This is a genomic window from Bacillus thuringiensis, assembly GCF_022095615.2.
Classification (GTDB): Bacteria; Bacillota; Bacilli; order Bacillales; family Bacillaceae_G; genus Bacillus_A; species Bacillus_A cereus_AG.
This window is the reverse complement of sequence record NZ_CP155559.1, coordinates 1258104-1279759: the sequence shown is the minus strand read 5'-3', so window position 1 is coordinate 1279759 and position 21656 is coordinate 1258104. Positions and strand designations below refer to the sequence as shown.

Sequence of the window (21656 nt, the reverse complement as noted above, 5' to 3'; positions counted from 1 at the left end):
GAGTATTTATAGATGATGTACTAAAGGAGCGTATTACTCATGCTAGAACAAGGATTAGATTATGTTGTCAAACTGGCTAAGAGCAAAAAACAAATGCTAGATACAAACCCGATGCAATATTTCATTCGTGCCGCACTTGCGGGTATTTATATCGGTTTTATTATTGTACTATGTTTTAAATTAGGTAACTTTTTTCACATTGCAGATTCACCAGCAACTTATTTAGCTGCTTCTATGTTTTTCGGAATTGCTCTCGTTCTTATTATATATGGTGGCGCTGAATTGTTTACTGGAAACACAATGTATTTCACTGTAGCAACTTTAAGAAAAGAAACAACTATTTCTGATACACTTCGCAACTGGGTTGCTTGTTATGCGGGTAACTTAGCTGGCGCTTTATTCTTTGCCTTACTATTTTACGCAACTGGCATTTTCGAAGCCATTGATCACGGTCATTTCATGAATAAAGTTGTTGAAGGAAAGATGAATACACCTACAATGCAATTATTCTTTAAAGCGATTTTATGTAACTGGCTCGTATGTCTTGCTTGCTTCTTACCTTCTCAAGTGAAAGGTGACACAGCCAAAATACTAATGATGATGATGCTCGTTTTCACTTTCTTTTTATCTGGTTATGAGCATAGTATCGCAAACTTATCATTGTTTGCCTTATCTTTATTATCACCACATCCTGATACAATTACTTTCGCGGGCGCTATTCACAACTTAATTCCAGTTACAATCGGTAACATTATTGGCGGATCTGTATTTGTTGGCATGGTATATCATTACTTAACAAAGAAAGCACCTGATGTTAAACAGGAAGAGACTGAATTAGTAGCCGCTCAAACAGAGGAAATCATTCCTTTACAAGCTCATATGAAACATTAAAAACTCCAAAGTTTCACTTTGGAGTTTTTAGCTCCCTACATATTTAATGACAATATGAGGGTGGATCTCCCCTTTTTCTTTCCCTTCCTCAATTCTCTGCTTCATCTGGTGCATACCGATGACATCATTTGTATGAAGATAAATCTCATTAACATATAAACCTTCCGTACAAAAGGCTTCTACAAAATCTAATCCGCTCTTTTGCCTCCATCCCATATTATAGTCAAGAGAAAGGATGTTTACCTTATTACTCCGAACAAATTGTAACGCAGATTCTACTGTAGTTGCCAAAACATATCCGTATGGACAACTTCTTTGATCATCCATATATACATTCATTTTCTATCCCCTCTCTATTTTGTATATGTGACCAACATATAACATATCGCCCCAAGGCTAATAAAAGGGCCAAACGGAATTTGAGTCCTCATTTTCATACGTTTTAATACTATAGCAGCTCCAAAAAAACAAAGACTAAAGCAAGATGCTAAAAATAAAATCAGAAAAATCCCTTTGAGTCCCACTATAAATCCAAGTAACGAAAGTAATTTTATATCTCCTCCACCAAGCCCTTCTGGATATATCTTTTGCATACAATATAACAAAATGAATATAACACCACTACCAACTATACTATCTGTCCAAGTGACTAACGGTACAAAAATACATTCTAAAATGAGTAAACAGGCAAACCAAGCTAAAATACGATTTGGGATTAACATATATATGTAATCTGTAACTGAAATAATAAGAAGTAATGAAAATAGCGATAAAATGATGATAAGCTCTCGTTCCATCCCAATCATATATACAGTAAGAAAAAATATCATTCCGGTTACAAGTTCAAATACTACGTACAAAATTGAAATTTCCCTCTTACAATTCGTACAACGTCCCCTTTGTATACAAAATGAAATGATTGGGATCAATTCTTTTGGCTTTAGCACATACTTACAATAATGACAATGCGAACGAGGGGTAATGATAGACTCACCTAGTGGCACTCTCATCGCAATTAACATAAAAAAAGAACCAAACACCATCCCCACTAACAATGCATATAAATAAGTGAACATCCCTTCCTCTCCTTTCCAGAAGAACATAGCAAAAAAAGGAGAGAACTTCTACTTCATATTATCCTTTATTCTACTAAAAAAGCAGGCCATTTTCTGGCCTGCTTTCCCCTCTTTTATACAATGAAATATACTGCTTTTAATGGTCCATGTACTCCGACAACAAGATTCATTTCAATATCTGCCGAGTTACTAGGCCCTGTAATAAAGTTAATACAAGATGCTACTGTCTCGCCATTTTCTACACGTGTGTTCATATCCTGAACTGCTTGTGTAATACGAGGCACAAGTGTTTCACGTGGAATAATAGCAAAGTAAACCGTCGGTAAAAAGTGTAAAGAACGACCTTGGCCTTTATGACTTTGGACAACAATCGTACCAGATTCAGCTAAAGTATAATCACTAAATGCGATTCCAATATTCGCTCTTTCAGCTATACGCATATTCTCTTCTTTTTTCTCAGGATCCCATACATTCACTTCAACATTTTGCTTTGGAAGCTCTTCTTTAAATAAAGAAGTCAATCCATAAGAATCAAAACGGTCATCTGCCGATAACATAATAGGTCCCCCGCCGTTTTCCACGATTACTTTTTGAATATCTTCACGCAAACGATCATTTGTCGTTTCCACTACAGTTGTATGAATGTTTGTACATTGATTTTTAAATACTTCTAACAATTCTTCTTGTGAATAATCTTTTAGCGTTTCTACATTCACATTACTTTTCCATGCTGGACGCTTTACGCCTTCCGTTTTACGTGCGCGTCCAAGTTCTTTTGCAATATTATCTAGAAAGGACTCACGGTTTTGAATTAATCCTGTCATTATTTGTCCCCGCCTTTCTTATGATCTTTATACCAATCACGGAATCGTTCTTTACTTGGAGCCGGGAATTCCCGAATATCTGTCCAGTTTTTAAGTGGCCCAACACCTTTTGATACACGGTTACCAGATGTAAATGGACTCATTGCTGCTGGCGCCATTTTTGATCCCATTTTATATAAAGCTGCTGAAGATGCACCCATACTAAACATTTTCATTGCTAATTTTTCTGCAAGTGGAGCACGTCCTTCTTGCTCAACAATTACTTGACGATGTTTTAATAATAAATCATGCAATGGAATTTTTACTGGACAAGCTTCTGTACATGCTCCGCATAAACTAGATGCATAAGGAAGCTCTTTGTAATCGTCATACCCACCTAAAAGTGGTGTTAATACCGCACCAATTGGTCCTGAATAAATAGAGCCATATGAATGTCCACCAACGTGACGGTATACAGGACATACATTGACACAAGCAGCACAACGAATACATTGCAATACTGAGCGGAATTCCGATCCAAGAATTTGAGAGCGGCCATTATCCACAACAACTAAGTGGAATTCTTCAGGTCCATCTACTTCCTCTTCTTGAATTGGTCCCGCTACAGTTACATAACTTGTTAATTTTTGCCCTACTGCACTACGACATAGTAAACCAACTAAAACATCTAATTCTTCCATTGTCGGAACCATACGCTCCATACCCATTACTGCAATTTGAGTTTTCGGAATCGACATAACAAGATCAGCATTACCTTCGTTCGTTACTAAGCAAAGAGAGCCGGTATTTGCAACAGCGAAGTTACAACCTGTCACACCAATTTCTGCATCCATAAATTTCTCACGAAGTTGTTTACGAACAAACTTTGTCATTTCGTATGGATCATCAGAATTTTCATATCCTAGTTTCTCTTTAAATACGTCACGAATTTGCGCTCTATTTTTATGAAGTGCAGGCGCAATAATATGTGAAGGTGGATCGTTATCTACTTGCAAGATATACTCTCCTAAGTCACTTTCTAACACTTCACAGCCAATCTCTTCAAGGGCATGATTCATACTAATCTCTTCAGTTACCATTGATTTTGATTTTACAACTTTCTTCGCTTGTTTCTTTTTTGCAACGTCTTGAATATACTTTGCTGCATCCTCTTTCGTTTTCGCAAAGTACACGTGTCCGCCTCTTTTTGATACATTTTCACTTAATTGCATTAAGTAATAATCAAGATTTTCTAACGTATGTTGGCGGATTTGTTCACCTAGTTCACGCCACTCTTCCCAGTTTCCTAATTCGTCCGCTGCTTTTAAGCGATTCGTATATAAGCGCGTTTGTGCAGAAGATACTGCTCCGCGCATAAACGAATCTTGAATTCCATCGCCAACGCGATCATTAAATTTTTTCTCACTGATTTTCATAGACATAGCTTATGTTCCCCCTTCATGAGCGACTATTCAGTACCTCAGCAATATGCATTACTTTTATTTCTTTTCCTAAACGCTCAATACGTCCGCCAATGTTTAACAAACACCCACAATCTGCACCAATTAAATAATCAGCACCTGTTTCCATTGCACTATCTACCTTTTCATCTACCATTTGCTCAGAAATTGGAGTCATCTTCACTGAAAACGTTCCCCCAAACCCACAACAATTTTGCTCGTTTGGCAGTTCTCTCACAGTTAATCCTTTGACGTTTGATAATAAAATTCCTGGCGCCTCTTTTACTCCAAGTAGGCGTGTCATATGACAAGATTTATGAATTGTAGCTATCCCTGGTAAACTTGCACCAACATCTGTAACTTTTAAAACATCTACAATAAATTGTGTAAATTCATATGTTTTATCAGCAACCTTTTGTGCACGTTTAGCCCACTTCGGATCATCTTTAAAAACATGTGGATACTCATGAAACATTGTCGCACAAGAACCAGATGGTGTAACAATATATTCTGCATCTTCGAAAGTTTCAATCATATGTTTCATCGCTTCTTTTGCTGCTTCTACATGGCCGCTATTATAAGCAGGCTGACCGCAACAAACTTGTGCTTCTGGAAATTCAATTTCACAACCTAAACGCTCCAACACTTCAACTGTTGCTTTGCCGACATTTGTTTCAAACATATCAACTAAACAAGTAACAAATAAAGTAACTTTCATAATTATTACTCCCCCTTTTTACAACTCCACCAACAAACATATGGTCATCAGATGACTAAGGAAAGAAGAAGTAGACTCAACCACGGCCTATCCTCTCCCTCTTCTAAAGAAAACGCTTACTTAATCTCTCTCTATTTTATCAAAAAATTTGATTTTTAAAAGATTAAATTACGAATTTATATCGTTTTTACCTGTGACAATATGTTCTACATTTGTTAAATGATCTAGCATTGCTTGCTGCGCTAATTCTACATCTTGCTTTAACACTGCATCATATATAACTTGATGCTCTTCTATAAGTCGTTCTGATGTTGTTTGTTCACCATATAAAATAATGCGTCTTGATTCACCAATCGTTTCAGCGATCATCTCTGAAACGTGATTCATGAGTTCAAGCAAAATGTTGTTATGCGAAGACTCCGCAATTCCCATATGGAACTGAAAATCTGCTTTTTCACCAGCCTTTTCATCTCCAATGCTCTTTGCCATTTCATCTAACCAATGCTTCATATTTTGCAAATTATCTTCTGTACGTTTTGCCGCAGCTGCTCGAACTGCCCCCACTTCAAGCACCTTTCGTACTTCTAATAAGTTCAAAATATCTTCTTTCTTCATTAATAATTTATTGTTTAATGATTTTGTTAATGAAGAAGAATCGAAATTCTTCACATATGTACCTTCTCCTTGTTTCATCTCAATTAAGCCCATTGCTCTTAGCGCACTTAACGCTTCACGAACAGCAGATCTACCAACTTGAAACTGCTCAGCTAATTGATGTACAGGAAGTAGTTTGTCACCAGGTTTTAACGTACCATTTTTAATCATTGTTAAAATAGCTTCAGATACTTCTTCGTAAATTTTTTTCGGTTTAATAGATTTGTACTCCAGTTAAATCACCTCAGTATCTTCCAAACAACAATTGAAACGATTTATAAGAACTTTGCATCATAACTATTTTAGAACGAATTGGTAAGAAGTACAAATGTTTTGTTCATAAAATCGTCAAAATTCCGATATTTATTTCATATTAATTTATATCTTTACGTATAACTTTTGTCTTCAATATAAAAAGCATGCTCTAAAAATTAGAACATGCTCCCCTCATCCTGTACTTTCAATTTAATACTAACTGTCGTTCCATTCCCTTTTTCACTTTCAATTCGCCACTGTCCATCATGTATATGAACAATTTGTCTGACAATAGCAAGGCCTAAACCTGTTCCACCATGTTGACGACTTCTCGCTTTATCAACGCGGTAAAAACGTTCGCCAAGATTTTCTAAATGCTCTGTTTCAATACCGATTCCTGTATCTTTTATGTTCAATTCACAGTAATCATCTATCTGCCTGAGTGTTATCAGAATATCCCCGTTTTGATTTGTATACCGTATCGCATTATCTAACACGTTATGAAGCACTTGTTGCATACGATCCTCATCAATCATTACAATGATTTCTGGATTTAGATTTGTTGAAATACGAATTTTCTTTTCTATAAACTTAATCTCATACGTATCTAACACATCTTCAATCAGTTGTGAAAAAACGATAGGTTGTTTCTTTAGCGGAAAATGTTCACCTTCTAATTGTGCTAAATCTAATAAATCATGAACGAGACGCTGCATACGCCCCGCTTCTTTATGAATGAGCTGTGTTACTTTTTCCTGCTGTGGCCCCTTCGCTACACCATCTAAAATAGCCTCACTATATCCTTTTATATAACTAAGCGGTGTTCTTAATTCATGCGAAACGTTAGCTAAAAATTCCTTTCGCTTTACGTCTTCTGTCTCTAAAGAATTTGCCATTTTATTAAATGCTTTTCCTAATCGTCCAATTTCATCTTCGGAAGAAATTGTAATCCGTTCTGAGAAATCTCCCGTAGCCAAATGATTGGCAACTCGTTCCATTTGCGAAAGCGGTCTCGTGATAGCAATAATAATCTTTCTACCAATCCATATTGTCAGTAAAGTCATAGCAAGTGCTAACGGTGCTAAAATAAGGCCCATATCATATATTAAGTCTTTTATACTTTTTAAAGGAATATAAGAATATACAATGCCAACTAATTTTTTATTTTCTAAAACAGGGATGACAACCCCCATAATATTACGGTCAAAATGTTCCTCATATCCTATCTTTGTCACAGTTTTTCCATCTAATAACGCTTGCCTGTCCCCTTCACTTATAAGGGAATGATGATGCACATCAAAAGGTAAACATGCGCTTAAATCACGCGGGTTAGATACGAAAAGAACGTCTGAACTAGATATTTGATCAAATGCTCTTACTTTCTCTTCAAAAGTTGCTATTCCTTCACGCTTATCATATTGCGCAGCAAGACGCTTCCCTTCCATTACTAATGAATCTTTTAAATTATCAACGTATAGTTTTTCATACGAATATAAAGATACAAAATAAAGAAAGGAAACTGTTACACATACTGCACATACTACTGTAAGCCAAAGCTTCTGTACCATCGTAAACATACGTTACACCTCAAATTTATAGCCTACACCCCAAACCGTTTGAATGTAGTTTCCACTTTCTCCAAGCTTCAAACGCATCGTTTTCACGTGCGTATCTACTGTTCTTGTACTTCCGGCATAATCATATCCCCATACCTTTTCCAGCAATTGTTCCCGGCTAAATACTTGCCCTGTATGTTGGCAAAGAAAATAGAGTAAATCAAACTCTTTTACTGTAAGAGAAATCGGCTCACCATCAGCCTCAATCTTCCTACTTTTTTCATTAATAAGGATCGGTCCAAACTGAATCTCCTCTTGTTGCTCTTGCTTTGTATAACGTCTTAACACAGCTTCCATACGAGCAATTAGTTCTCCAGGACTAAATGGCTTTACAATATAATCATCTGCTCCCATACGTAAGCCGTTCACCCTATTCCACTCTTCACCTTTTGCTGTTAAAAATATAATTGGTACATCCGACGTTTTTCTAATTTCTTTACAAACTGAAAGTCCATCCATTTCTGGCATCATAATATCTAATACAACGAAATCATAATGATCCGTCTCTAATTTTTTTAGAGCCTCTTTTCCATTTTCAGCTTCTCCCCACTCGTATCCGAAATTATCTAAGTACATTCCAACAAGCTGCCTCATATCACTTTCATCATCTACAACTAGCACCCTATATTTACTCATTGTCCTTCCCTTCCCTCTCTATGAGTTGAAACGGCCCTTTTCCGACTTTAATTGTTTGTTTTATTTTCAAATTCTTCATATCCATGACACACACTTCATCACTATCATAGCTTGCTACATATCCTTCTGCTCCGCTCTTCAAAAATGCAAATGGGTTCGATCCTACTTCTACAGAAGCCACCTCTGTATACGTGCTAACATCAAACTTTCTAAGCGTATTCGAACCGTGACTTAATGCATATACATACTTACTATCCTTCGTTATATTCACAGGCATAAACGGAGCATGTAAAGAACGTACCATTTCTCCGCTCTGCAATGAATACACTAATACTTTTTCATTGACTTGATTTCCATCACCATGTCCGCCAATCCATATTTCTTTCCCATCTGGGCTAATTGTCGCTCCCGTTGATGCTGGGGGAATCATAAAGGATTGTATCATTTCTTTTTTCTTTGTATCAATGGTCGTTAGCTTCGTATCATAAAAGTTTAATACAGATAACTGGTTATGGTGCTCTACCATCGTTATTGGTCCTTTTCCTGTTGATACACTCCCTGTCTCTTTCCCTTTTATCGTAAAGAACCTTACCTTTTGAGCAGTTTGATCGGCAGCAAATAATTGCTTTTTATCTTCGGATACAATCACATTTACAATACCTTTTCCAGTGTTATATTTGTCCACTTGCCTTCCTTCTGTTAGTGAATATACATACATGTACTCTAACTGCTTGCCATATACAAGTATGTCCTCGCCGTTTGGAAGTAGTGCAACTCCTGCCATTGGCTCATTAAGTTCCCATGTCGTAATTAACTTTTTAGTTTGTTTATCAACAAAACTAATACTACCTTCTTTTATATTCGTTGTTATAATAACACTTTTATCTTTAGCAATCGGTGCATATGAACTTCCTTGACACCCTACTAATAGAAATAAAAAACAGAGAAGAAAAACATACTTTCTCAAAAGATTCCCTCCATCTTCGGATGATTTCGTTATAATTGTAAAATAACAAATAAATGTGTGGAAAGTGTGAAATTTTCCTTTCTTACTTCAATTACATATATAATGTACAACAAATAGAATTTGAGGTGTGCAAATTATGCTTTTTCCTGATTTAGCGAATAAAATTGTACGAGAAGTACGCAGATTAATTAAAGAAAATATCATTATCATTAATATACAAGGGGTTATTATCGCAAGTACAGATATAGAAAGAATTGGTCAATTTCATGAAGGTGCACTCCGCTGTGCAAAACAAAAGAAAACTGTCATTATTACAAAAAAAGATGAACAACGTTTGCAAGGCGTAAAGGCGGGTATGAACCTCCCTTTACTATTCCATGACGAAGTAATTGGTGTCATTGGAATTACAGGCGAACCTGAAAATATTTCACAATACGGAGAAATATTACGTAAAATGACCGAACTACTCATTCACGAAAACTACTTTTTAGAACAACTAGAACTTGAACACCGTTCTTATGAAGCATTTGTCTTTGATTGGCTCCAAAATACAGACTGGTCTCCAAGCTTTCTCGATCGCGCAAAAACACTTGGTATTGATTTATATAAGAAGAAACAACTTATTTTGTTCTCTATCGATCAAAATGACACGATGCTTCAGCGTAAGATTTGGCAACACGTACGCAATCTATTAACAAAGGAGCATCTATTTGTTCGCTGGGGAAATGATCGATTCATTTTATTTACAGCCACAAACTCCAAAGAGCAAACGTATCAATTTTTAAAAAGATTAAAACAAGACTGTGAAACTTTGTTTTCTATTCCTTTATATATTGGGATTGGAAAATCCGCTACACCAAGCAATATGAACTTATCGTACGAGCAAGCATTACAAGCTCTTTCTGTATCACTTGAAACGAAAAAAATTGTATTTAATGAAGATTTACGTTTAGAAATGTGCTTACAAGATATTTCTACTGAAACGCGGGAACAGTTTCTAAGGCGCACCATCGAAAACTTACTATCATCTCCTGAGCTTATGCACACTTTACGCTTATTTATTGATTATAACCAATCCTATAAACAAACAGCTGAACAATTACATATACACATTAACACATTGCATTACAGACTTAAAAAGATTGAGGAGCATACAGGACTTGACCCGAAACAATTCAAAGACTTAAACATTTTATACTTCTCGCTCCTCTTATTAGATAATTATACAAAAAAGAACGATAAAATAGATTAATCTTTAGATGATTATACATAGAAAGAATCCCTCAACTTTTTTATCATTATAATGAAAGCACTGTGACAACGTTTTTTATTATGACTAATTACGTTAACAGTTTGAGGGGGATTTCCAATGTTAGAAAAGCAAATTATTCATTCATTCGTATCCATTGTTGGCAAAGATAATGTAGATACATCCAATATGGGGCGTTTAACGTATAGTTATGATGCCACTCCAAACTTCCAAGCAATGCCTGATGCAGTCATTGCTCCTCGTAATACAAATGAATTAGCTGACGTGTTAAAAGTATGTAACACTCACAAAATTCCTGTATATGTTCGTGGTTCTGGCACAAACCTTTGCGCAGGGACATGTCCACTTGAAGGCGGTATCGTCCTTATCTTCCGCCATATGAATAACATTTTAGAAATTGATGAAGAGAATTTAACAATTACTGTACAAGCTGGTGTTATTACGCTTGATATTATTAAAGCGGTAGAAGAAAAGGGTTTATTTTACCCACCAGATCCAAGCTCAATGAAAATTTCTACAATCGGCGGTAACATTAATGAAAACTCAGGTGGATTACGCGGATTAAAATATGGCGTAACACGTGATTATGTGATGGGTCTTGAACTTGTCCTACCAAATGGCGATATTATTCGTACTGGTGGTAAATTAGCAAAAGATGTAGCTGGTTACGATTTAACTCGTTTATTTATCGGTTCTGAAGGAACGCTTGGCGTCGTAACTGAAGCCATATTAAAACTTGTTCCTATGCCTGAAACGAAGAAAACGATGCTTGCACTATATGAAGATATTAATGAAGCTGCACGTGCTGTTTCTTCTATTATTGCAAATAAAATCATTCCAGCGACACTTGAGTTTTTAGATCAGCCAACAATCGAGGTAGTAGAAGAATTTGCACAAATCGGTTTACCAACTGACGTAAAAGCAATTTTATTAATCGAACAAGACGGCCCGCCCGAAGTTGTCAATCGAGATATTGAAAAAATGGCTAACGTTTGTCGTTCTATGAATGCAGTCGATGTTCGCGTTGCAAAAGATGAAGCGGAAGCAGATGCACTTCGGACAGCTCGCCGTAGTGCACTATCAGCACTTGCAAGACTAAAACCTACAACAATATTGGAAGATGCAACGGTACCACGTTCACAGATTGCTCCGATGGTTGAAGCTATTAATGCCATTGCCAAAAAATATAATATTCCTATTTGTACGTTTGGGCATGCTGGCGATGGCAACCTACATCCAACTTGTATGACAGATGCTCGTAATGAAGAAGAAATGCACAGGGCTGAACAAGCCTTTGCTGAAATATTTACGAAAGCAATCGAACTTGGTGGCACAATTACTGGTGAACATGGTGTTGGTGCGATGAAAGCTCCTTATTTAGAAATGAAATTAGGTAAAGAAGGTATTGCTGCTATGCAAGGAATTAAACAAGCCTTCGACCCAAATAACATTATGAATCCAGGCAAGATGTTCGCGAAAGACACTCGCAAAAGAGTGGTGGTTGAACGATGACAACATTAAATAAAGAAAACATTCAAAAGGAATTTAAAGAACGATTAAGTGAAGATGAACTACTAAACTGTATGCGATGCGGTTTCTGCTTACCAACTTGTCCTACTTACATCCAATCTGGATATAAAGAATCACATTCACCACGAGGACGTATCGCAATAATGAAAGCGGTCGTTGACGGTTTAATTGAGCCAGATGAAGATGTTGAAAACACATTAAATGTTTGCCTCGGCTGCCGTGCTTGTGAACCTGTTTGTCCATCTGGTGTGAATTATGGACATTTATTAGAAGAAGCTCGTAATATTATAAATCAAAATAAAAAGTTCTCGGTGCCAGTGAGAGCCGTTCGTAAAATCGTTTTTGAAGGACTATTCCCGCATCAAAATCGAATGAGAACTTTAACAGGACTAATCGGATTTTATCAGCGTTCTGGTTTACAAACGCTAACACATAAAACAGGGATCATGAAGTTATTCCCTGAAACACTTGCAACAATGGATCTCGTTTTACCAAAAGTCCCTAAAATGAAAGCAATGAAAGATCGTCCTGAATTTTTACCCGCTGAAAGTACAAAAAAGAAACAAGTTGCATTCTTCACGGGCTGTTTAATGGATACGATGTTTTTAGAAACAAATAACGCAACGATGAAACTTCTTCAGTTAGCTGGTTGCGATATCGTTATTCCGAAAACACAAAGTTGCTGCGGGGCATTACATGGGCATGCTGGTGAGAAAAGTGGAGCAAAAGAATTAGCAAAACTCAATATAAAAGCATTCGAAGATTTAAATATCGACTATATTATTACCAATGCTGGTGGTTGCGGAGCTTACCTCGTAGACTACGATTATCTTTTAAAAGACGATCCACAGTGGGCAGAACGTGCAAAGCAGTTTGTTTCTAAAATTAAAGATATTACCGCTATTCTAGTAGAACTAGATTTCCATAAACGAACTGACTTACGACTCACACCGCAAATTATTACGTATCAAGACTCTTGTCATTTACGCAATGTTATGCGAACATCTTCAGAACCTCGTATGTTACTAGAAGCAATTCAAGGCGCAACATACCGTGAAATGAAAGATGCTGATCGCTGCTGTGGTTCTGCTGGTATTTACAATATTGTTCATTCAGAACTATCCATGGAATTTCTAGATTATAAAATGGATCGTGTACATGAAACAGAAGCAGCAACTATTGTTACTGCAAATCCAGGTTGTCTACTACAAATGAAATTAGGCATTGAACGAGAAGGACTTTCTCATAAAATGAGAGGAATTCACGTTGTAGATTTATTATTAGAAGCAATTGAAACCAACTCGTAATAACTCGTAACATACGTAATAATAGGAAAACGGCTATCTCCTTCGTCTATGTAAAGAGATAGCCGCTTTTTTGTCCGCTACAAGATTAAGAATATGTTACTTTATTATAAAAAAGAACAACAGAAACATTACAGTTTTGTAAAAATCAATCCAGTATATTCCTCAAAAAAACGCTCAAATCATTGATACAATAGGATTCTTCATTTTCAATATAGGTACATTTATCCAGAAATCCCCGCTTAAAACGAAGTATAAAAATGCTGAAAATTCCTTTTATACTCTATGTTTCTCTTATTTTCTCCCTTTTCTTCACTTAGGATAAATTAGGTAATTTTAAAGTCTATGAATTTTTTTCCATCTTTTTTCTCGTAAATTGTATGCTACGATGAATTGGTCAGTCAGACAGGCTGTCAAAACAAATCGTGTGAAAACAAATTAAAACTTTATATAGGGGGACACACATCATGAAAAACCGTGTTTTATTATCTGTAGCTGCTGCAACAGCTCTTACTTTAGGAGTATCATCTTTAGATGCACAAGCTGCAACAGTACAACCATCTAACATAAAGGTTCAAAATATTCAGCATTCAAAAGTGATGATGAAGCAAATGAGCCAACAAGAATTACAAGCATTCTTACAATCTATGGGCGTTGAGTCATTAGCACAATGGCAACAAGGTAATTTCCAACCAAACTGCTTCATTCCTGGTCAACAACCAACTGAAAATGTTGTAATTGAGCAACCAACAGCTAAGCCAGAAACTCAAAAGCCTGCTGAGCAAAAACCAGTTGAGCAAAAGCCTGCTGAAGAAGTTCAAAAACCAGAAGCTCAAAAACCTGCTGAAAACAACAATACTCAAAAACCTGCTGAACAAAAACCTGCTGAGCAAAAGCCTGCTGAAGAAGCAAAATCTTTAAGCGAATTCGAACAACGTGTTGTTGAATTAACAAACGCTGAACGTGCAAAACAAGGCTTACCAGCACTAAAAATCGATACTGAATTAAGCAAAGTAGCACGTATCAAGTCTGAAGATATGCAAAAAAACAACTACTTTGATCATAATAGCCCTACATACGGGTCTCCGTTTGACATGATGAAGAAATTTGGTATTTCTTATACATCTGCAGGTGAAAACATCGCTCAAGGCCAACGTTCACCTGAAGAAGTAGTACAAGCTTGGATGAACAGTGCTGGACACCGTGCAAACATCTTAAATAACGGATTCACTCACATCGGTGTTGGCTATGTAGAGAGCGGCAACTACTGGACACAACAATTTATTACGAAATAAATAGATTAAAAGGGTCTTCTCATGATGAGAAGACCCTTTTTTATGTTTCATAACTTTCTATTATATATGAGTACAATATGTAGAACATAAACAAAATAGAGCCACAACTTATTACACTAAGCAACACATAAAATCCCCATTTCAAGTTCAAAAACAATGAAAATAATATACTACATGCCATCACTTGGAAAATCCGCCTACTCACTAAACGAATTTTTTGTAATTTAATCGGGTCTTTTTCCGTACTCTTAACTGTTTTAAACCCTTTACTAAGCATAAAAAGAAACATACTAATTCCAATTGTTAGTCCTGTCTGAAAGGATATCATGCTTTCAAAATTAATAAAAAGAATTAGCATATGGATAAACAACATAAATAAAGTAATTGTTTTTATAAATCCATTTGTAATGACATGCTCGCCCTCATTAAACTTATATATATTATGTGAAATAATATACACGAATCCATGTAAAAAAATAATAAGACAAGGAATAAATGCTAAAACAACTTGTTTACTCATAAACTCATTCGCCACACCATTTTCATTCCAATGTACTGCCATAAGGTTTGGTAAATATGGATAGAGGCATAGAGTAACTAAAAGACAAGCGAAAAATATTCCTAGTATATATTTATATTTGACCAAGTGATTCTCACCTCTCTTTTCTCTTAACGGCTTCGCTTCTTTTAGAGAAATTCCTGCAAGAATCTATTTTTCTCAAATTTAAACTTACACTTTACGCATTCATTCTTTGAAATTCTTTCATTGTATTATTTAATTTTACAGGAAATGGCACATCCACTTCAATCTCTTCTTTCATGATTGGATGTAAGAAGTGAATCTTCATCGCATGTAATGCTTGCCCTGTCATATATTTCGTTTGCCCGCCATATAATACATCCCCAATTAATGGATTGTCATTATAACTCATATGAACACGAATTTGATGTGTTCTACCTGTTTCTAATTGTAACGTTACAAGCGTAACATTTTGGTTTTTAAAATACTTCTCTACTTTATAATGTGTTATAGCTTGATCTCCCTTTGGAGAAACACGTCTTCTCGTCGCATGATGACGGTCTCTTCCAATAGCTGCGTCAATTGTGCCTTGCTTCTTTTTTACTTTCCCTTCCACAAGCGCCGCATATGTTCTTTTAATTTTTCGTTCCATTAATAAACGATCCATAATTGCACCAGCAATTCTATGCTTAGCAAACACGACACCACCTGTCGTATCTTTATCTAACCGATGAATATGACGAACCTTCGTCTCTAAACCTTGCATTTGAAAATGAAAGGCAACGAGGTTTGCAAGTGTTCCCGTTCCACCTTTTTCAGCAGGATGTGTGTCCATCTTCTCCGGCTTATTTACGATGAGTACGTGATCGTCTTCATATGCTACATCTAATTCACCATATTCAGGCTCCACACCGTACTCTTCCTCCATAAACATATGAACTTGTAACTTATCGCCTTCTTTTAAAAGATCATTCCATCTTCTCTGTTCTCCGTTAACGGTAACACCTTTCTCCATACGAAGATGATGTAACAACTTTTTCGGTATTTCCCATTCTATTTTTAATAACGACTCAATGCTTATACCATTCCATGTAGCTGGAACAGTAATTTCGCACCATTCGCCCTTCTTGTTCGTTTCCATACTGTATCACCTTATTTCTATTGATTCTCTCATTGTAACGGAAAATACACTTTGATGCACCGTCAAAAATAGAGGACAGTCTTATAATAGACTGCCCGCTCATGCTCTACGTCTTTTCATTTCCTGCAATACTTCTTCCGCTTTTTGTTCATACGATAAATCTTTAAAGAAATCCGCCAATCTTTTATAATCATTATACGTATCTAATAAGTCATCAATTTTTTCTACTTTCATCACTTGTTGTTTTTGCTTCATTTTTACTGGATAACGATAGCCCGATACTTCTTGTATTTTGTAATACTCATCCTCTACTTGAATGACCTTTACAAGCTCCTCCTCTTCCGCATCCATCGTATACCCATCAAAATCTCTCAACAATTCATAAATAATATGAGTCCATTCATCTTTTGGATAAAATCCTTTTTCTAACCGATAACCGACAATGCGATACATATGCCCATCGTTTTCTGCAAACTGTACTGTATCATTTAGCTTGAACTTAAAATAACGAAACATTGCCTTCACCTACTTATATGTAATGTTCTTATCACATACTATTTGCAAAATGTAGGTCTTGCTATTCATAAAAAAATACTCATCTATAAGATGAGTATTTTTTACGATGATTTTTCTCTTTTCTTTCGAAATGGTAACCACCAGTTCCAGTCTCCAAATAATTTCATTAAACTTGGTACGAGCATAAGACGTATAATTGTTGCATCAAGGAATATCGCTAATGCAACGCCAAGCCCCATTTGCCGTACCGGTAAAATATCAGTAAAGGCGAACGCACCTGTTACTACAATCATAATTAACGCAGCTGATGTAATGATCCTACTGGTTGACACAAGCCCTTCTAACGTCGCTTGATCATTATCTCCTGTTTCTTCATATAACTCATGAATACGTGAAATAAGAAAGACTTCATAATCCATGCTAAGCCCAAATACGAGACCGAAAATGAAGATTGGTAAGACAAATAGAACAGGACTCGCTTCTAAACCAAAATGCCCACCTTCAAATAACCAAACAACGATTCCGATTGTTGCGCTTAAACTAAGTATATTCATAATAATCGCCTTAATCGGAATGAGTATAGATCGGAATGCAAATAATAATATAACAAAGGTCGATCCAAATATAACAGACATACCAATTGCAACTTTATCTTTAATTTCATCTTCTAACTCTTGTTGGAACGTCGTCATCCCGCCTAAATAATACGTAACATCTGTTTCTTTATAATCTTGTTTAAAATCACGAACCCACTGTTTAGCAGTTTCAGTACGTGGTTTCGTTTTCAAAAAGATTTCTACCGTCGTCTTATTCTCTTTCGTATATGCTTCAAATATAGGCGCTAGTTTCGCTGCTTCTGGCGACTCTAACATTCCAGCGACTTGATCTGCTTTCATACCAGTTAACCCGTCGTATAAGCTTCTCACTTCATATACTTTCTTATCATCTTTTAACTTTTGAACGACTTCTTCTATCTTTTGTAAACTTTCTTTTTCTTTCATATCTTTTTTCGTCTCTACCACTAACGTAACATCAGCATGTTTTTTTGCAGTTTTATTAAATGCCTCTTCGTACTTCTCATATGCAAGTCTTGTATCACTTTGTTTAGGTAGAGCTTCCACATCAGGGAACTGCAAATTCGCAGTGCGTAATGGTAATAAGCAAATAATAATAAATGTTGTAACAACAATAATCATCGCAATTGGATGTTTCATTACAAATTGCGCAAATGTACGCCACGCCTTTGCCGGTGTATGTGCTACTTGATTCTTTTTTAATATTCGTTTCCCAATTAATGATAATAGCGCTGGGAGAAGTGTGAGCGAGAATAAAATACTCATAATCACAACAATCATCCCGCTAATTGCGACAGACTGAATATAATCAATCTTAAAGAAAAACAAGCCGGATAATCCAACAAATACACATAATCCTGAAAATACGATTGCTCGCCCTGCTGTCTGATATGTAATTGCTATCGCTTCTTTTACCGTTCGCTTTGCAACTTCCTCTCGAAAGCGATTTACAAATAATAGTGCAAAATCAATAGATAACGCAAGTCCAATCATCGGTGCAACATTTAACACAAATATAGATAGTTCCTTATCGCTACCTATAAAGTATAATATGCCCATCGTACTAATAACACTAAGTGCCCCATTTACAATTGGTAAAATAGATGCCAAAAGACTACCAAATGAAAATAGTAATACGAGAAATGCAATCGGTAACCCAATCATCTCTGCTACTTTTAAATCATTTTGCGTTCTTTCATTAATTTCTTGATTAATTTTTGGAAACCCTGTAGGCGTTACTTTTAATGCTGTATTACTTTCCTTTTCGATTTTATCAGCAAATTGTAATGTCTTTTCCATTCGTTCCTTATTTGTTTTCCCGGAAAATAAAATTGTCGCATAGCCGATATCATCTTGTAACATTTCTTTATTTTGCACTGGATGATGGAAAGATTCATATGTCTCTTTCTCTTGTACATTTTTTACAATACCCTCTACTTGTTTTTGAAATTCCTCATATGAAACACCCTTATTTTTTTCAAAAACGAGTAGGAGCGTATCTTGGGACCTCTTAAAATCTTTATCTAAAATTTCTTTCGTTTTTTGATAGTCCCCTTCTGTTTGGAAACCATCACCGCCTAATACTCCCGGTAACTTTGGAGCAAAAATCCCAAGTGCTACCGCAAGTAAAACTAACACTACAATTACTGTATAACGAAACTGATACAAAAAAACTCCTAATTTTCCCCACTTATCTACTTTATGTACATTTGTTTTCATACATTTTCACCTACTTTACATAATTCAATTGTCATTTATACTGTATCACATCTTCATGCAAACAAAAAACGTCTGGAAACACTATAATGATAGTTTTTCCAGACGTTTTTTTATCTCTCTTTATTAAGCCCCAATCTCTCGGTAAGTAAACGATGGCAATAAATCGTCATAATTAACAAAATACCACCTACGCAATAACCAGCTAAAATATCAGTTGGATAATGTACATTTAAAATAACTCTACTTAATCCAATCAATACAATTACTATTCCCATCAAAATTGTTATAACATATTTCCCAGTTACACTCTTCAAATTTGCCGCAATGATATAAGCAAGAAACCCGAATGTCATAATAGATAACATTGCATGCCCACTAGGGAAGCTATATCCAAGAGCATCCAACGCTTCATTTAACGACGGACGCTCTCTTTTCACAACTTCTTTTATCCCTTTATTCACAAGATGTGTTATTAAAATGCCCATTGGATATACGATCATCGCAGCATAATAACGTTTTCTCCAAAAAACAAGTAAACTTATAACGAGCGTAGTTACGATCCCAATGGCAGACCCTAATTTTGTATAGTGTGAGAAAAATGTAAGTGAATCCTCTGTTTGTAATCCTTTTACTAATCCTCGGACATATGTATCCATCACTGTAACGCCACCCACATGTACGCGCCAAGCAACAATGCCAAATACAGCAAGTAATAACACGATACATACTACCTCATATTGATGCAACTTCTTTTTCAAGCGATTTCCTCCTACTATGAAAAAATGCGATTTCTATTTTAGAAACCGCATTTCCTTACTTATTTACCTTTTGTTTTTAACTCTGTCCAGTAACGATCATAGTCTTTTAACTTATCGTCTACATCAACAAGCCATTCCGTACGATCTAATTCTTCTTTCGTTAAGAAGATCATGTGGTTATCACGATATTCTTTACTATGAAGAGGATGAGCTTTTTCATTTGGATTACTGTATCCAATTGACTCGTAGTTTTTCACACTTACTTTCTCATCTAGTAAGTAGTTCATAAACTTCTCTGCAAGCTCTTTGTTTTTTGCACCTTTTGGAATTGCTAACGTATCAGCCCAAATTGTGCCGCCTTCTTTTGGTACAACGTACTCTACATCTTTATTATCTTTTGCGATAAATGCTGCATCTCCAGACCAAACTGTTCCAATCCAAGCATCTTCTGTAATGAATTTTTGTTTAATATTATCTGTATCAAATGCTAATAAGTTTGGAAGTAGCTTCTGTAAATCCGTTGCAGCTGTCTTTAACTGTGCATCGTCTTTCGTGCTGTTTGAGAATCCATGCTTCTTAAGACCCATTCCTAACACTTCACGAGAATCATTTAATAAAGTTACATGCCCTTTATATTTCTCATTCCATAAATCAGCCCAGCTTGTAGGTGCTTCTTTCACATACTTTTTATTGTACGCAATCCCTGTTACGCCCCAAGTATATACTAAAGAATATTTATTCTCTGGGTCAAACGCAGGTGTTTTGAAATTAGAAACCATATTTTCGATATTCGGGATATTCTTTTTATCTAACGGCGCTAATAAATCCATTTTTGCCATTGTTTTAACCATGTAATCAGACGGCTGAATTAAATCATACTTCGCGCCACCAGCTTGTAATTTCGCAAGCATTTCTTCGTTACTTGCGTACTTATCATAGTTAACTTTCACGTTATATTTCTTTTCAAAATCTCTTAGTACTTGCTCATCAAAATTGTCAGCCCAGCTATAAATGTTTAATTCTTCTTTCTTTTCACCACAACCAGCAAGTACACCAGCAACAAGGCTAAAGCTAATTGCTGCGCCGGCTAATCTTTTCATTAATTTCATCGGTTTATTACCCCCTCGTACTTTCTATATCGTTCGTATTATAAAGGAAGGTGTCCTCCAGAGTTTTCTTCACCATCTGCACCTTTGTTACGGAAGATTTCAGATAGAACCATTAATCCGACGATAGCTACAATTAAAATTGTAGAAAGTGCATTAATTTCTGGTGATACTCCGCGCTTAACCATACTGTAAATGTATAATGGCAATGTTGTTGATCCTGGTCCTGATACGAAGAAACTAATTACAAAATCATCAATTGATAATGTGAATGTTAATAATGCTGCTGAAATAACTCCTGGTGCAATTGCTGGGAACGTTACATAACGAAACGTTTGCCACGGCGTTGCTCCTAAATCGTTCGCAGCCTCTTCTAAATCACGTCCCATACCAGAAAGACGTGCTGCTAAAATAACGACAACAAATGAAATACTAAATGTAATGTGCGCAATAATAATTGTTGTTTTGCCAAGTTCCATACCTAATTGACTAAATAAGATAAGTAAAGATAATCCCATTAAAATATCAGGAATTAAAATTGGTAAATACACAAGACCGTTAATAGCCCCTTCATAACGATATTTATAACGATGTACTGCAATTGCGAAAATCACACCTAGAACTGTCGTTACAATCGTCGTTACGATCGCAATCGTCATACTATTTATAAACGCATCAATAACATCTTGCTTTTGAAATAAATCTGTATACCAATGGAATGTAAAACCTTCCCATTCCGCATTAATGCGAGAATCATTGAAGGAATATACCATTAAAACCATCATTGGAAAATACAAGAACAATAAAATTAACCAAGAATAAGAAACTAAAAACTTCTTCATCTTT

Annotated in this window: 21 protein-coding genes; 5 read left to right on the top strand and 16 right to left on the bottom strand. The window is 35.9% G+C overall.

Annotated elements, in window-relative coordinates:
• Positions 1 to 39: 39 nt before the first annotated feature.
• Positions 40 to 891, top strand: coding sequence for a formate/nitrite transporter family protein (locus KZZ19_RS06570; RefSeq protein ID WP_088095637.1), 852 nt, complete (start codon positions 40 to 42; stop codon positions 889 to 891).
• Between the two features lie 27 nt (positions 892 to 918).
• Here KZZ19_RS06570 and KZZ19_RS06565 read toward each other — a convergent pair whose 3' ends face one another.
• The 9 genes from KZZ19_RS06565 to KZZ19_RS06525 form a co-directional block, all read right to left on the bottom strand.
• On the bottom strand, positions 919 to 1230 hold the full coding sequence (locus KZZ19_RS06565) for a cyclic-phosphate processing receiver domain-containing protein (protein ID WP_237979924.1): 312 nt from the start codon (positions 1228 to 1230) through the stop codon (positions 919 to 921).
• Positions 1231 to 1244: 14 nt separating this feature from the next.
• On the bottom strand, positions 1245 to 1967 hold the full coding sequence (locus tag KZZ19_RS06560; protein ID WP_088095635.1) for a prepilin peptidase: 723 nt from the start codon (positions 1965 to 1967) through the stop codon (positions 1245 to 1247).
• A gap of 113 nt (positions 1968 to 2080) precedes the next feature.
• The gene (locus KZZ19_RS06555; protein WP_088095634.1) at positions 2081 to 2791 is read right to left on the bottom strand and encodes a LutC/YkgG family protein; all 711 of its coding nucleotides are present in this window, start codon (positions 2789 to 2791) and stop codon (positions 2081 to 2083) included.
• Complete coding sequence (locus KZZ19_RS06550) at positions 2791 to 4212, bottom strand: LutB/LldF family L-lactate oxidation iron-sulfur protein (protein WP_088095633.1); 1422 nt, start codon at positions 4210 to 4212, stop codon at positions 2791 to 2793. The genes KZZ19_RS06555 and KZZ19_RS06550 overlap by 1 nt, the downstream gene beginning before the upstream one ends.
• 16 nt (positions 4213 to 4228) lie before the next feature.
• The gene (locus KZZ19_RS06545) at positions 4229 to 4948 is read right to left on the bottom strand and encodes a (Fe-S)-binding protein (protein ID WP_000869144.1); all 720 of its coding nucleotides are present in this window, start codon (positions 4946 to 4948) and stop codon (positions 4229 to 4231) included.
• Between the two features lie 168 nt (positions 4949 to 5116).
• Entirely contained in the window at positions 5117 to 5806 is a 690-nt protein-coding gene (locus KZZ19_RS06540; protein WP_254913065.1) for a FadR/GntR family transcriptional regulator, read from the bottom strand.
• 227 nt (positions 5807 to 6033) lie between these two features.
• A complete protein-coding gene (locus KZZ19_RS06535) occupies positions 6034 to 7434 on the bottom strand; it encodes a sensor histidine kinase (protein WP_098343212.1) in 1401 nt (466 codons plus the stop codon).
• A 3-nt stretch (positions 7435 to 7437) separates the two neighbouring features.
• Positions 7438 to 8109: a response regulator transcription factor gene (locus tag KZZ19_RS06530; RefSeq protein ID WP_000049878.1), complete on the bottom strand. Its 672-nt coding sequence runs from the start codon at positions 8107 to 8109 to the stop codon at positions 7438 to 7440.
• Positions 8102 to 9076, bottom strand: a complete 975-nt coding sequence (locus KZZ19_RS06525; protein ID WP_237979922.1) for a YncE family protein — start codon at positions 9074 to 9076, stop codon at positions 8102 to 8104. The genes KZZ19_RS06530 and KZZ19_RS06525 overlap by 8 nt, the downstream gene beginning before the upstream one ends.
• A 136-nt stretch (positions 9077 to 9212) precedes the next feature.
• On the opposite strand from KZZ19_RS06525, the gene KZZ19_RS06520 reads away from it, so the two are divergent.
• The 4 genes from KZZ19_RS06520 (at position 9213) to KZZ19_RS06505 (ending at position 14475) form a co-directional block, all read left to right on the top strand.
• The gene (locus KZZ19_RS06520) at positions 9213 to 10328 is read left to right on the top strand and encodes a CdaR family transcriptional regulator (protein WP_237979920.1); all 1116 of its coding nucleotides are present in this window, start codon (positions 9213 to 9215) and stop codon (positions 10326 to 10328) included.
• 117 nt (positions 10329 to 10445) lie between these two features.
• The gene (gene glcD / locus KZZ19_RS06515) at positions 10446 to 11858 is read left to right on the top strand and encodes a glycolate oxidase subunit GlcD (protein WP_237979918.1); all 1413 of its coding nucleotides are present in this window, start codon (positions 10446 to 10448) and stop codon (positions 11856 to 11858) included.
• A complete protein-coding gene (locus KZZ19_RS06510) occupies positions 11855 to 13183 on the top strand; it encodes a (Fe-S)-binding protein (RefSeq protein ID WP_237979917.1) in 1329 nt (442 codons plus the stop codon). The genes glcD and KZZ19_RS06510 overlap by 4 nt, the downstream gene beginning before the upstream one ends.
• Positions 13184 to 13647: 464 nt before the next feature.
• A complete protein-coding gene (locus tag KZZ19_RS06505; RefSeq protein WP_226545690.1) occupies positions 13648 to 14475 on the top strand; it encodes a CAP domain-containing protein in 828 nt (275 codons plus the stop codon).
• A 40-nt stretch (positions 14476 to 14515) separates the two neighbouring features.
• On the opposite strand, the gene KZZ19_RS06500 is transcribed toward KZZ19_RS06505, so the two are convergent.
• From KZZ19_RS06500 to potC, 7 genes are all read right to left on the bottom strand, one after another.
• The gene (locus KZZ19_RS06500) at positions 14516 to 15121 is read right to left on the bottom strand and encodes a DUF1648 domain-containing protein (RefSeq protein WP_237979916.1); all 606 of its coding nucleotides are present in this window, start codon (positions 15119 to 15121) and stop codon (positions 14516 to 14518) included.
• Positions 15122 to 15212: 91 nt separating this feature from the next.
• Positions 15213 to 16136, bottom strand: coding sequence for an RluA family pseudouridine synthase (locus tag KZZ19_RS06495; RefSeq protein WP_237979915.1), 924 nt, complete (start codon positions 16134 to 16136; stop codon positions 15213 to 15215).
• Between the two features lie 99 nt (positions 16137 to 16235).
• Positions 16236 to 16652 carry a hypothetical protein gene (locus KZZ19_RS06490; protein ID WP_000490295.1) on the bottom strand — a complete coding sequence of 139 codons (417 nt, stop codon included), beginning with the start codon at positions 16650 to 16652 and terminating at the stop codon, positions 16236 to 16238.
• 101 nt (positions 16653 to 16753) lie between these two features.
• Positions 16754 to 18946: an MMPL family transporter gene (locus KZZ19_RS06485; protein WP_237979914.1), complete on the bottom strand. Its 2193-nt coding sequence runs from the start codon at positions 18944 to 18946 to the stop codon at positions 16754 to 16756.
• Between the two features lie 110 nt (positions 18947 to 19056).
• The gene (locus KZZ19_RS06480; protein WP_237979913.1) at positions 19057 to 19704 is read right to left on the bottom strand and encodes a phosphatase PAP2 family protein; all 648 of its coding nucleotides are present in this window, start codon (positions 19702 to 19704) and stop codon (positions 19057 to 19059) included.
• 59 nt (positions 19705 to 19763) lie between these two features.
• Positions 19764 to 20813, bottom strand: a complete 1050-nt coding sequence (gene potD / locus KZZ19_RS06475; RefSeq protein ID WP_000772504.1) for a spermidine/putrescine ABC transporter substrate-binding protein PotD — start codon at positions 20811 to 20813, stop codon at positions 19764 to 19766.
• Between the two features lie 38 nt (positions 20814 to 20851).
• Positions 20852 to 21652, bottom strand: a complete 801-nt coding sequence (gene potC, locus KZZ19_RS06470) for a spermidine/putrescine ABC transporter permease PotC (RefSeq protein ID WP_088095621.1) — start codon at positions 21650 to 21652, stop codon at positions 20852 to 20854.
• Positions 21653 to 21656 lie beyond the last annotated feature (4 nt).

What these genes read in the sequence shown, in the direction of transcription:
- KZZ19_RS06495 (WP_237979915.1), bottom strand. Translation starts at nt 16,136, where the DNA reads ATGGAAACGAACAAGAAGGGCGAATGGTGCGAAATTACTGTTCCAGCT.
- KZZ19_RS06490 (WP_000490295.1), bottom strand. Translation starts at nt 16,652, where the DNA reads ATGTTTCGTTATTTTAAGTTCAAGCTAAATGATACAGTACAGTTTGCA.
- KZZ19_RS06510 (WP_237979917.1), top strand. Translation starts at nt 11,855, where the DNA reads ATGACAACATTAAATAAAGAAAACATTCAAAAGGAATTTAAAGAACGA.
- KZZ19_RS06505 (WP_226545690.1), top strand. Translation starts at nt 13,648, where the DNA reads ATGAAAAACCGTGTTTTATTATCTGTAGCTGCTGCAACAGCTCTTACT.
- KZZ19_RS06520 (WP_237979920.1), top strand. Translation starts at nt 9,213, where the DNA reads ATGCTTTTTCCTGATTTAGCGAATAAAATTGTACGAGAAGTACGCAGA.
- KZZ19_RS06565 (WP_237979924.1), bottom strand. Translation starts at nt 1,230, where the DNA reads ATGAATGTATATATGGATGATCAAAGAAGTTGTCCATACGGATATGTT.
- KZZ19_RS06550 (WP_088095633.1), bottom strand. Translation starts at nt 4,212, where the DNA reads ATGTCTATGAAAATCAGTGAGAAAAAATTTAATGATCGCGTTGGCGAT.
- KZZ19_RS06535 (WP_098343212.1), bottom strand. Translation starts at nt 7,434, where the DNA reads ATGTTTACGATGGTACAGAAGCTTTGGCTTACAGTAGTATGTGCAGTA.
- potC (WP_088095621.1), bottom strand. Translation starts at nt 21,652, where the DNA reads ATGAAGAAGTTTTTAGTTTCTTATTCTTGGTTAATTTTATTGTTCTTG.
- KZZ19_RS06530 (WP_000049878.1), bottom strand. Translation starts at nt 8,109, where the DNA reads ATGAGTAAATATAGGGTGCTAGTTGTAGATGATGAAAGTGATATGAGG.
- KZZ19_RS06560 (WP_088095635.1), bottom strand. Translation starts at nt 1,967, where the DNA reads ATGTTCACTTATTTATATGCATTGTTAGTGGGGATGGTGTTTGGTTCT.
- potD (WP_000772504.1), bottom strand. Translation starts at nt 20,813, where the DNA reads ATGAAATTAATGAAAAGATTAGCCGGCGCAGCAATTAGCTTTAGCCTT.
- KZZ19_RS06555 (WP_088095634.1), bottom strand. Translation starts at nt 2,791, where the DNA reads ATGACAGGATTAATTCAAAACCGTGAGTCCTTTCTAGATAATATTGCA.
- glcD (WP_237979918.1), top strand. Translation starts at nt 10,446, where the DNA reads ATGTTAGAAAAGCAAATTATTCATTCATTCGTATCCATTGTTGGCAAA.
- KZZ19_RS06570 (WP_088095637.1), top strand. Translation starts at nt 40, where the DNA reads ATGCTAGAACAAGGATTAGATTATGTTGTCAAACTGGCTAAGAGCAAA.
- KZZ19_RS06485 (WP_237979914.1), bottom strand. Translation starts at nt 18,946, where the DNA reads ATGAAAACAAATGTACATAAAGTAGATAAGTGGGGAAAATTAGGAGTT.
- KZZ19_RS06545 (WP_000869144.1), bottom strand. Translation starts at nt 4,948, where the DNA reads ATGAAAGTTACTTTATTTGTTACTTGTTTAGTTGATATGTTTGAAACA.